The 11,967-nt window shown below is 48.1% G+C and carries 11 protein-coding genes; all 11 read left to right on the top strand.

Annotated features, from left to right (window positions below):
• The first annotated feature begins 339 nt into the window (after positions 1–339).
• Positions 340–771, top strand: a complete 432-nt coding sequence (locus tag AB5758_RS07745) for a double zinc ribbon domain-containing protein (RefSeq protein WP_055251579.1) — start codon at positions 340–342, stop codon at positions 769–771.
• Between the two features lie 235 nt (positions 772–1,006).
• A complete protein-coding gene (gene thrS / locus AB5758_RS07740; RefSeq protein WP_368141662.1) occupies positions 1,007–2,770 on the top strand; it encodes a threonine--tRNA ligase in 1,764 nt (587 codons plus the stop codon).
• 330 nt (positions 2,771–3,100) lie between these two features.
• Positions 3,101–3,691: a hypothetical protein gene (locus tag AB5758_RS07735; protein ID WP_368141661.1), complete on the top strand. Its 591-nt coding sequence runs from the start codon at positions 3,101–3,103 to the stop codon at positions 3,689–3,691.
• An 85-nt stretch (positions 3,692–3,776) separates the two neighbouring features.
• On the top strand, positions 3,777–4,478 hold the full coding sequence (locus AB5758_RS07730) for a sugar transferase (protein ID WP_368141660.1): 702 nt from the start codon (positions 3,777–3,779) through the stop codon (positions 4,476–4,478).
• 4 nt (positions 4,479–4,482) lie between these two features.
• Positions 4,483–5,292, top strand: coding sequence for a DUF4422 domain-containing protein (locus tag AB5758_RS07725; RefSeq protein WP_368141659.1), 810 nt, complete (start codon positions 4,483–4,485; stop codon positions 5,290–5,292).
• 15 nt (positions 5,293–5,307) lie between these two features.
• Positions 5,308–6,246, top strand: a complete 939-nt coding sequence (locus tag AB5758_RS07720; protein ID WP_368152702.1) for a LicD family protein — start codon at positions 5,308–5,310, stop codon at positions 6,244–6,246.
• A gap of 2 nt (positions 6,247–6,248) precedes the next feature.
• Entirely contained in the window at positions 6,249–6,965 is a 717-nt protein-coding gene (locus AB5758_RS07715; RefSeq protein WP_368141655.1) for an IspD/TarI family cytidylyltransferase, read from the top strand.
• Between the two features lie 16 nt (positions 6,966–6,981).
• Positions 6,982–8,040, top strand: a complete 1,059-nt coding sequence (locus AB5758_RS07710; protein ID WP_368141654.1) for an NAD-dependent epimerase/dehydratase family protein — start codon at positions 6,982–6,984, stop codon at positions 8,038–8,040.
• Positions 8,037–9,143 (top strand): glycosyltransferase family 2 protein, encoded by a 1,107-nt coding sequence (locus AB5758_RS07705; RefSeq protein ID WP_368141653.1) that lies wholly within the window; start codon positions 8,037–8,039, stop codon positions 9,141–9,143. Before AB5758_RS07710 ends, AB5758_RS07705 begins: the two co-directional genes overlap by 4 nt.
• A complete protein-coding gene (locus AB5758_RS07700; RefSeq protein ID WP_368141651.1) occupies positions 9,143–10,375 on the top strand; it encodes an O-antigen ligase family protein in 1,233 nt (410 codons plus the stop codon). The genes AB5758_RS07705 and AB5758_RS07700 overlap by 1 nt, the downstream gene beginning before the upstream one ends.
• The gene (gene wzx, locus AB5758_RS07695; RefSeq protein ID WP_368141650.1) at positions 10,368–11,798 is read left to right on the top strand and encodes an O-unit flippase-like protein; all 1,431 of its coding nucleotides are present in this window, start codon (positions 10,368–10,370) and stop codon (positions 11,796–11,798) included. The genes AB5758_RS07700 and wzx overlap by 8 nt, the downstream gene beginning before the upstream one ends.
• Positions 11,799–11,967: the final 169 nt, after the last annotated feature.

The raw sequence follows: 11,967 nt of genomic DNA, 5'->3' as shown, positions 1-11,967 counted from the left end.
GCGGCAATGCGGCGAACAGCCTCGCAACACCCGCCAACGGCAGGCGAGGGGAGACCCAGCAATGTCGACAACCTCGTCTGCCGGCTACCACGTTGAAGTTTTGTCTCGATCTGTAACAGTAAGCTGAGGATTTGGCTTCCAGTTGTTACAGATTGAGATTGAAGTCGGGGAGAGATTCTTCTGTCTCGATCTGTAACAGTAAGAGGGGAAATTTGGTCCCAGTTGTTACAGATTGAGATGTTTGTGTCCGCGTCAGCCCCGCCTCTAGCCGTGGTCCCATATAAACAAACCCCGTGGTAAACTTGACCGGACTGTTAATATTCCGAAAGGTACACCCCAATGTCCAAGTACATCTCCGAGCTCATGTCGCCGCAGCTTATGGGCGTCGTCTATGCCTTCGTTGGCTTTATTATCGCCCTGTATGTGCTGTCGGTCGTCTATGTGTTCATCGACGCTCGCCGCCGCGGCGCCAGCGCCTACGTGGCATGGGGCATCATCGCCCTCATCCCGTTTGTGGGCCTCATCGCCTACCTGGTCCTGCGTCCGCACTCCTACGCGTCCGACCGCGAGGAGCAGGAGCTGGACATGGCCCTGCGCGAGCGTCAGCTTGCCCAGTACGGCACCTGCCCGCAGTGCGGCGCGCCCATCGAGAAGGACTTCGTCGTTTGCCCGGTGTGCGATACCCAGGTTCGCAACGTCTGCCCCAGCTGCCATCGCCCGCTCGATGCGCACTGGAAGGTCTGCCCCTACTGCCGAACTCGCATCCAGTAACGCATCCATCGCAGGGCTGGCCGCAAGCAACGGGCACCGCGCGTCCCGCGCAAGCCACGCGCGCCCCACACCCCGCGCCCACACGATGAAGCATGCGTAGAAAATCGCCCGCCGTGCCATTAAGGTGCGGCGGGCGCTTGTATACCAAGGCAACCTGCCTATAATGATGCAAGTCAAAAACGCCGAGCGCATCGCACACACTTGCATCAGGCATCCGAGAGGAGAAAACATACCCATGAAGGCACTCTACAATGACGGTTCGGTGGCCGAGCTCCCGCAGGACGAGGTCACGCACGTCATCCGCCACTCTGCCGCGCACATCATGGCGCAGGCCATCAAGCGCCTCTATCCCGAGGCCGACTTTGCCTACGGCCCCGCGACCGACAACGGCTTCTACTACGACGTCGACCTGCCCGAGGGCGTCAAGATCAGCGAGGACGACTTCCCCGCGATCGAGGCCGAGATGAAGAAGATCGTCAAGGAGAACCTCAAGTTCACCGTGTACGAGAAGCCTCGCGCCGAGGCCATCGCCCTTATGGAGGAGCGCGGCGAGAAGTACAAGGTCGAGCACATCGGCGACCTGGACGACGACGCCCGCATCACCTTCTACCAGCAGGGCGACTACATCGACATGTGCGTCGGCCCCCACATCTGCTACACCAAGGCGCTGAAGGCCTTTAAGCTCACCGGCGTCTCGGGCGCATATTGGAAGGGCGACAAGGACAACAAGATGCTCACCCGCATCAACGGCGTCGCCTTTGCCACCAAGGAAGAGCTCGATGAGCACATGCACATGCTGGAGGAGGCCAAGAAGCGCGACCACCGCAAGATCGGCCGCGAGATGGACCTCTTTATGATGCGCGACGAGGCCCCTGGCTTCCCGTTCTTCCTGCCCAACGGCATGATCCTTAAGAACACGCTGCTGGACTACTGGCGCGAGATCCACCACAAGGCCGGCTACGTGGAGATCTCCACGCCGCTCATCATGAACAAGCAGCTGTGGAAGACCTCGGGCCACTGGGATCACTACAAGGACAACATGTACTCCACCGTCATCGACGACGAAGAGTACTGCATTAAGCCCATGAACTGCCCGGGCGGCGTGCTGGTGTACGCCTCCAAGCCGCACTCCTACCGCGAGCTGCCCATTCGCGCCGGCGAGATTGGCCTGGTGCACCGCCACGAGCTGCGCGGCGCCCTGCACGGCCTGTTCCGCGTGCGCTGCTTTAACCAGGACGACGCCCACCTGTTTGTGCGTCCCGACCAGCTGACCGACGAGATCGTGGGCGTGGTCAACCTCATCGACTCCGTGTACCAAAAGTTTGGCTTTAAGTACCACGTTGAGCTTTCCACCCGCCCCGAGGACTCCATGGGCTCCGACGAGGACTGGGCTCGCGCCGAGGAGGGCCTGCGCACCGCTCTGGAGCAGCTGGGCATGGACTACGAGGTCAACGAGGGCGACGGCGCCTTCTACGGTCCCAAGATCGACTTCCACCTGGAGGACTCGCTCGGCCGTACCTGGCAGTGCGGCACCGTCCAGCTCGACTTCCAGATGCCGCTCAACTTTGACTTGGAGTACGTGGACGCCGACGGCACCAAGAAGCGCCCCATCATGCTGCATCGCGTGTGCTTTGGCTCCATCGAGCGCTTCATTGGTATTCTGATTGAACACTTTGCGGGCAAGTTCCCCACCTGGCTGGCTCCCGTGCAGGTCAAGGCACTTCCCGTCTCTGAGAAGAGCCGCGACTACGCCCACGAGGTGTGCGCCAAGCTGGAGGAGGCCGGCATCCGCGTGGTCTGCGACGACCGCGACGAGAAGATCGGCTACAAGATTCGCGAGGCCCGCAGCATCGACCGTGTGCCCTACATGCTCATCCTGGGCGAGAAGGAGGTCGAGGCCGGCAACATCTCCGTCCGCGATCGCTCCAACGAGACCGTTCAGATGAGCGTCGACGAGTTTGTTGTCAAGGTTCTCGAGGAGATCAAGACCCGCGCCTAAGGCAAGCTGTATAACAATTTACAAAGGCGACCGTCCACAGAGGGCGGTCGCCTTTTTTCATGCCCAAATAAGAAAAGCCGCTGGTTGAGCGGCTTTTTTTGTTGCACAAAAAGGTACAGATTTTTGTAGAGGGGTATGGAGATGCACCTACTGGCAGTACATTTTGTGTAATCTGGGCAAACGCTGATTAATTGCTCGTATAATGTCGTTTATCGAAAGATACAAAAACCTGTACTTTTGCGACTGCGCCTAGCTGCGAGCGAGAAGCCTGTTCTAAACGCCCCTGCATTTGCGTGCATCGCAAAGCCAAAAGAGGGGGGGGGAGAGAACATGGAACAGACGGCACGGCGCCAAGAGCAGCTGCCGGGCGCATTTAACGGCGCCACCACCAACAGCCAGCACGGCCGCGTCCGCTGGTATCTGGTCCACACCCCCCATGGAAAAGAGCGCGAGACCTGCGAAAAGGTCCGCTGTATTATCCCGCATAACCTTATGCAGGACGCTTTTGTGATGCAAAAGGAGTTCTGGTTTAAGCGGGACGGCGCATGGTCGCTCCAAACCAAACCCATGTACAAGGAATATTTCTTCGTCGCCACGCACGATGCAGCCGCGCTCGATAGGGCTTTGGCCCAGTTGAGCTTTGGCTGTCGCATCGCCGGCAGTAGGGAGCGGGCGTACATGCCCATGCCGGACGATGCACAGGACTGGTACCGCAGCGTACTGGACGACGACGGCGTGGTGCGCAACAGCGTGGCGCGCATAGAAGACGGCGTGTTGCATATAGAACAGGGTCCTTTGGTGGGGCAAGAGGCTCGCGTTAAAAAGATCGACCGTCATAAGCGCTGGTGCCTGGTGGACGTGGGTGATGGCGACTCCGCTTTTAGGGAGCTGCTTGCGCTGGACGTTCCCAGCAAAACGTAAGGGAGACGTTGCACCGGCTGTTCGTTCGCAATTTTTGAATTTACCGATTGGGGGATCCCTGGGGAACGGGGACCTAAGTTTGACTGTGGCTGCTAAAGAAGTAACAGAGAGCTGTGTATCTGTGGGGGACGCACTGGCTATTAAAGAGATTAAGCCGAGCGGTACGCTTGGCTACCGCTTTATTAAGAGGCTGTTTGACCTGGTGTTCAGTCTTTTGATGAGTGTACTGCTGCTTATCCCCATCGCCATTGTGTGCGCACTCATTTGCCTTGAATCGCCCGGCAGCCCTTTGTATACGCAAGAGCGCGTCGGCAAGGGAGGAAAGACAATCAAGATTTTTAAGCTTCGCAGCATGGTCGCCGATGCGGGTGATGTGCAGAAGTATTTGAGCCCTGAGCAGCTTTATCAGTGGGAAGTTGAGCGCAAGGTTGACGATGACCCCCGCATTACCAAGATCGGTCAGTTCATTCGCAAGTGTTCCATCGATGAGATACCTCAGTTTCTCAATGTGCTGAACGGTGACCTTTCTGTCATTGGTCCTCGTCCCATTACAAGAGATGAGCTTGAACAACATTTTTCGGATGAAGAAATGGCTGAGCTGCTCTCAGTTCAGCCTGGAATTACTGGACTTTGGCAAGCGACTGATCGCAATGAAGCGACCTTTGAGAGTGGTCTGAGGCAAAAGATAGAACTTCGCTACGTTCAGAATCGCTGCTTCCGTATGGACTGGAAATGCTTTGCTGGCACTTTTGGCGCCATGTTTGGAAAACGTAAAAGTGGAAGGTAGACAATTGTCTTCACAGAAGGATATTACGGTTGCCGTTGCAGCTCATAAGCCGTATTGCATGCCGAATGATAAGTGTTATCTCCCCCTTCACGTTGGGGCAGATTTGCATCCGGAAGTTTGTTTGGACATGCAGCAGGATAACTTGGGGGAAAATATCTCTCAAAAAAACGCTTCTTATTCTGAGCTTACTGGGATGTACTGGCTTTGGAAGAATTGTGGGTCCTTTTATAAGGGCTTGGTACATTACAGGCGGCATTTTAAAACCATTGATTCGTCAAAGGCAAAATCCAAAAATCCCTTCGATCTAATTGCGTGTAGTGAGGATTTTAAGGAAGTATTTGACTCAACAAATTCTCAGGTAATTGTTCCCAAGGCTCGTAACTACTATATCGACACCGTTGAGGCGCACTATCGTCATACACTTCCGGGTGAACAGCTAGATGCAACGCGAGCGGCACTTAATTGTTATTGCCCCAAATATATTCCCGCTTTCGAACGTGAAATGTCTGGCACCAAAGCTCATATGTTTAACATGTTCGTTGCTGAAGGTGATGTATTTAACGCTTATTGCGAGTGGCTCTTCTTTGTGCTCGAGAAAATAGAAAGTTCTTTGGACTCAACAGAATACGATGCGTTCAATGCTCGATGGCCTGGTCGCATCAGCGAGATGCTACTAGATACCTGGTTGTCGACAAATGACATCAAGTTGGCAGAAATGCCTACCATCAGCCCGGAACCAGTTGACTGGATTGCTAAGGGTAGCGGCTTTTTGGCAGCTAAGTTTTTTGGCAAGAAATATAAACGTAGTTTTTAGGTCGGATAATTAACAATGGGTTTATCAACTTTTGAATTGTTTAAACATATAAAGAACACAAGCTCAACAATAGAGTTGACGGGAGATGCACTATGCTCGCTCCAATATGTTCTTAAAATGATGCTTCGAGATTTTCAGGTTGCTGCAAATAAAGCTGAAGCTCGATGGACCTTAAGTGGCGGTACCTGCCTTGGGTCTCTTCGCCATCATGGATTTATTCCATGGGACGATGATATTGACATTAATTTGATTCATGATGATTTGACAAAGTTTGTTGATGCCATCAATTCTTTATTCCCAGGTAAATACACCATTCAAATTCCTGGTTTGACCGATGGTTATGATTTGGGCTTTGCGAGAATGCGTCTTAACGGAACCGTTGTCCGAAACAGAGATGATATCGGTCTTCCTAGTTCGAGTTGCGGTGCTTATATCGATATTTTTCTACTCGAAAGTGTTCCAGATAATTGTATTTGTCGTGGAATTCATGGCTTTATATCTATGGCTCTTGGGTTCTGCTATTCGTGTTGTCGCTTTGAGGCGCATGCAGATTTATATAACTCTTTGGTTGCCGGCAACGAATCTGCCTTAAAAGTCTTTAAGCGTAAGGAAATGATCGGGAAGTTGTTTTCTTTCTACACCCCTGAAAAATGGGTGGCGCTTTGGAATCGATGGAATTTCAAGTATCGCAATAGTAGCAGCAAGTACATTTCAATACCGACAGGACGCAAACACTATTTTGGTGAGCTATACAGTCGCGTTGCGTTTTTTCCAACAGAGCCGGGTGAGTTTGAAGGGCTTCTGCTTCCAGTGCCAAATGATTTCAAGGTTTATATGGAAGCGCTTTATGGGCCCGATTACATGACGCCACCGCCTTTAGAGGACCGAGAGGTACATGTTGTTTATGAGTTTGATTTAGGAAAGTACTCAAATATCGAGAGTGAGGATTTGTAAAAATGAACGTTGCAATTGTAATAGCCGGTGGCGTCGGTTCTCGTATGGGCCAGCAAATCCCCAAGCAGTTTATTAATGTGCGCGATAAGCCTGTTTTAATATATACACTTGAGGCATTCCAGGCGCATCCGCAGGTCGAGGCCATTGAAGTTGTTTGTATCGATGGCTGGGAAGACATTCTCAAAGCATATGCAAAGCAGTTTGGTATTTCTAAATTAAAATGGGTTGTTAAAGGTGGAAAGACTGGTCAGGAGTCTATTCGCAATGGCGTATATGGGCTCGAGGGAATTCTGTCTAATGATGACATTGCTATTATTCACGATGGCGTGAGACCAATGTTGGATTCGGACGTGATCACCGATGTGATTCGTGTTTGCCAAAAATATGGTAACGCTGTTACAAGCCTGCCTTATAACGAACAAATATTTGTTGTTAATCAAGACGATGAATCAACTACAGACAAATTTATTCCGAGAGAGACTCTTCGTCGTGTTTCTACTCCGCAAGCATATCGCTACGGTAATTTATTGGATTCCTATAAGAAGGCTTTTGCTGAGGGTATTGGTATTTACGGTTCGCATTACACCAATACGATGATGGTTGAGCTTGGCGAAACTCTGCATTTTGCTGCTGGTTCGGATAAGAATATTAAGCTAACTACCCCTGAGAACCTCGACACTTTCCGCGCTTATTTAGCCACGTCAGGATGTAGGGATTAAAAGTAGGGTATTTCTGATGAATAGACTCGAATCTAACATATACATCTCAGAGCTGGATTCTGTTTGTAGCCAAGATCTCCCATGGGAAAAACTAGCAGGGAAGACCCTTTCTCTTTCTGGCGCTACTGGAATGATAGGTTCATTTCTCATTGACGTTATTATGAGGAAAAATAGAATAAATCACCTTGGTTGCCGCATCCTTGCTATCGGTAGAAGTGAGGAGAAAGCTCGTGCCAGGTTGCCTTATTTTGATAGTGCTTTATTTAAATTTGAGGAGGCGGATGTTACCGAAAGAGGGGTAAAGCCGTCAGCTCCTTCAGATTTTGTTATCCACCTTGCTAGCTCTACGCATCCACGTCAATATGCGAGTAATCCTGTCGGCACTATTTCCTCAAATGTTGACGGACTTCATAATTTGCTTGAGTATTCTTCGGAACACGGTGCAAGACTGCTCTTCGCCTCTTCTGTTGAGGTGTATGGAGAAAACCGTGGAGATGTTGAACGATTTGACGAGGGGTATTGTGGATATATTGACTGCAATACTCTTCGTGCCTGTTATACAGAGTCCAAACGTCTTGGCGAGACTATGTGCCAGGCTTACCGTTCACAGAAATCTGTTGAAACTGTTATTGCTCGCATAGCCCGAGTATACGGACCAACTCTACTTCCCGATGATTCTAAGGCGCTCTCTCAGTTTATGCATAAAGCGCTTTGTCACCAAAATGTGGTGCTTAAGAGTAGCGGAACTCAACACTATTCATATTTACATGTTGCAGATGCTGTTTCCGGATTGCTTTACGCGCTGCTACTTGGTGTAGATGGCGAAGCATATAACCTTGCTGACCCTTCATCGGATGTCACCTTACGTGATCTGGCAATAATGGTTGCTTCAGCCGGAGACGTTGAAGTTGTCTTTGATTTGCCAGATGCTGAGGAAGCGGCGGGGTACTCAAAAGCTTCGGTTGCACTCATGGATGGTAGCAAAATGAGAGAACTTGGATGGATCCCATCCAAGGGAATAGAAGATGGTGTGGCTGAGACGCTTCGCGTTCTTCAAAGCTTGGAGGCGGAATGAGGAGCGCAAAGCTCGATATACAATCTAATCTAAATGGAGATGACAAAGATCCTCTTGTTTCTATTGTTGTTCCCGTCTTTAATGCCCCGGTTAAAGCGCTTGAGAGATGTCTCTTGTCGTTATTTAATCAAAGTTACTCCAATGTTGAATTCATTATCGTTGATGATGGAAGCGATGATGAGTGTTTAGCTGTTGAGCAGAGGCTTGTATCGGCGGAGGCTCGAGCACGAATTGTTAAGGGAGGCCATAAAGGCGTATCGCACGCTAGAAATATCGGAATCCGCGAAGCTCAGGGCGAATGGGTTGCTTTTTCTGATTCTGACGATGAATTGAATCCTTTGTTTATTAATCAGGCTCTCCAGATTGCATTGGGAGAGAATGTCGATCTTGTCTGTGGTGGCGTCGCTTCTCTATATCTCGATGATTCTCCGACCGACGGCTGCGATGTGCTTGACTATTGCGTCCTTGATGAGACTCGTGAATTAATGGCAGCACAACTTCAAATGCTTGGAAATGTTAAGTATAACTTCGAATCTTTGCCTGATTTTAAGGGCCGTGGACCTGTTGCAAAGCTTTATCGTGCTGATATTCTTGAGAGCTTGCGTTTTGATGAGGGTATTCCCATCGGTGAAGATACGGTCTTTAATTACCGGTTTATTGAGAAATGCAAATCGATGGCAATTGCTTCTAATGTCTGGTATTGGTATTACCAATACCAGGGGTCTGCTGTTCATTCGATTGAGCTTGACCCATGGGAGCGCTCCATTACGGGAATCATGTCAACATGTTCTTTAGAAGATGAACAGGCGCCATTTATTTCACGATGTGCTTTTTTAACCACCCAAGGTATTGAGAATTTTGTGAAAAACTCAGGTCTGATTGGGGCAAAAATATCGAGTGTGCGGCTTCTTTCCCTTGCCTTCGATCAAGGGTGTTTTTCTGAGCATTGTTTCGAAGGCTACTGTCTTTCTCCTTGGCTTCGAGTGTTCACGATTCTTTGTAAAAAAGGTTTCTTTAGCTTTGCTTTTTTATTTTGGGGATTGAGAACTGTGGTTAAAGACGGCCTATCGGGAAAAGCCCTAATTGATAAGGACATGCATTAATGACTGATATTGGAATAAAAGAAAAAACAGGCAGAACTGTCTCCATTATTGGCAGTATGGGCATAGGTGAGTTTGTATACTATCTCGCTTACGGCTTGTATTTTTTCAGCTGTATTCTCGATCGAACGACATTCGATGAATTTCTTTTTATTCCGGTTCCACTTTTATCTAGAATTATTAGTCTGATAATCCTATGTCTTCTGTTATTTAAATTTGTTCTTCAAAAAGCTTCTATTAAAGGCTGGCTATTGGCAACGGGTCTCGTGCTCGTTGGCTTTATTTCTTGGAGGAATTCGCAGGAGGGGTGGTTATTTTGGCTTGCTCTTTTTATTGTCTGCTCTGAGGGCGTCCAACTGAATATACTTGCGAGCATTTCTCTCGCTCTGTCAATCATGATCCTGGTGATTGCGCCATTGTTTTCTGTTTCGGGTATGATTGAGGAACTTACTTTAATTCGCGCAGGTGTTGCTCGTCATTCGCTGGGCTTTACTCATCCTAATTATTTTGGCATGTATGTTATTCTCGCGTGTACATCAATATCTGTTCTTGCTTTTGGGAAAAATCCTCTGTTCCAATCCATAATTCTTTTTTTTGCAGCTTATCTAATCATGGTTGTGTCAGATTCAAGATCAACAGCAGTTCTCGCTATTTTTCAAGCATTACTGTTGCTTGTTTTTTTCAAAGTAAAAAACAAACGTTTAAGAAGAATTATCTCAATAGGCTTTGTTGTTGTCGTTGCTTTAATTGTTTTTGTCAGCTTTTATTTCATGATCGGGTTCAACCCATCCCGTTCAATAGATTCAGTATTGAATACTCTCTTATCTGGTAGATTGAGATTGGCTCATGGCTATTATCAGATGAAGGGTCTTTCGCTATTTGGTACTACTTATATTGATTGTCCTGTAATCTATTGGGAGAATGGAAAATCCTACCATTTTGTCGTTGATAATGCGTACTGCCATTTGATTTTGCGTTACGGAATTATCCCGACTGCTTTATTTATTATTGGATTGTTTTCACTTTTAATTAAATTGTTTCGCCAAAATCGATGGGACTCACTCTTGTTCGGCATTGTATTAATGTCTGTATATGGTCTTACCGAAACTTTGGGTGTTCGAATCGAATGTAATTATTTTCTTTTTGCGATTGGAGCCGATCTGCTTTTTTCTTCCTCTGAAATCAATACCAGGGAAGCCAGTCGCAAAAATTATATTGGAGTACCGCATGAGTAGTATCGTGACACGCAAAGCCGATGTTATATGGAATTACATCGGGACAATAGTTTCGATGGCCAGTGGTTTCATCCTTCTTCCGCTGCTTATGCGCTATCTCTCTGATGAGGAATTGGGTCTTTGGTATGTTTACATTGCACTCTCTAATTTCGCCATGCTCTTTGAGTTTGGTTTTAATCCAACCTTTGCGCGAAATATCGTATATGTAGTGAGTGGTGCCCGCCGTCTTTCCGTTAAGGGGTGTGATAAGGAATCAGTTGAAGATGGCATCGATTGGCATCTTTTGAACACGGTAATTAAGGCTTCCAAAGTTATATACGCGATTCTTGCGGTCGTTGTGTTGCTTCTGCTTTCTACGGCTGGCTCAGCTTATATTTTCTTTGTTGCTTCGAATATGAATCCTGCTGACGTTTGGCTTTCATGGGCACTCTTCTGTGTTTCAATTTTCCTTAATCTCTATTTTCTTTGGTCGATCACGGTATTAAGAGGATACGGAGATATTGCTGGAGAAAATAAGGCGGTCGTAATTGGTAGAGTAGGACAGCTCTTTATCAGTGGCGTTTTGCTCGTTGCGGGCTTTGGGCTTGTTGGTGCATCTATTGGGTTTCTTATGAATGCCGTGCTTCTTAGGGTTTCTGCCTTAATTATGCTTAGGCAACATCGAGAGATCGAAGATGGACGACGTTCGGATAAGTTGTCGGTAAACTTCTCTTCAATTCAGGAGATTTTTTCGACCATTTTCCATGTCGCATGGCGTGATGGCTTGGTTCAGCTTTCTCTTTATGCTTCCACTCAAGCCATGAGTATTTTGAGTTCCATATTTCTTGGCCTATCCGAGACGGGCACCTATTCTATTCTGCTGCAGTTTGCAAATGCAATTTATAATTTTGCATCTACGTATCCAAAGTCTTTTTATCCTGCGATGCAGTCAGCTTATGCTGAGGGTGAATCTGGTAAACAGAGGAAATTTGTATCGACTGGGATTGTAGGTTACTGGATGCTGTTTATGCTTGGAACCGCTGGGGTCTGTGTTGTTATTTTTCCTCTCTTGCCATTATTCAAGCCTGGCATCGATATTGACTATGCTTTGTTTCTTGTAATGTGTTTGTATGTGGGGCTTCTTCAGCAGCATTCTATTTTTTGCAATTACATTATCAGCATGAACGAGATTCCTTATATGTGGGGATATATTATTGCATCCATTATTGGCTGTGCTCTTGTGTGTCTGTTTTCAGGTCTTTTTGGTATGGGGGCTTGGGGCATCATATTGGGCCAGGGAATTTCCCAGCTAGCCTATAACAATTGGAAATGGCCTGTGTACCTATGCAAGAAACTGGGAAGCTCTTATCACGAGATTATCAATGAGGGCGTTCAATTGTGGATTACTAAATTTGTTAGCCGTTTTAGTAGATCGCGGGCATAGCGAAACTCTATTAAATTCAGTCCGGCTTTTGGTTTTCTATTCTATTTGCATGAATGTGTATGGGGCGTCAATGGTTGTCGGTGCCCCATTTCTGATCGCGTCGGAAATGTTGGTGTAAGCGCGCCGACGGCTGACCGCCAAACGCAAGCGGCCCCTGTCCTAGAATCTG

Source organism: Collinsella aerofaciens (genome assembly GCF_040926405.1).
In the GTDB taxonomy this organism is placed as follows: Bacteria; Actinomycetota; Coriobacteriia; order Coriobacteriales; family Coriobacteriaceae; genus Collinsella.
This window is presented reverse-complemented; position numbering and strand designations above follow the sequence as displayed.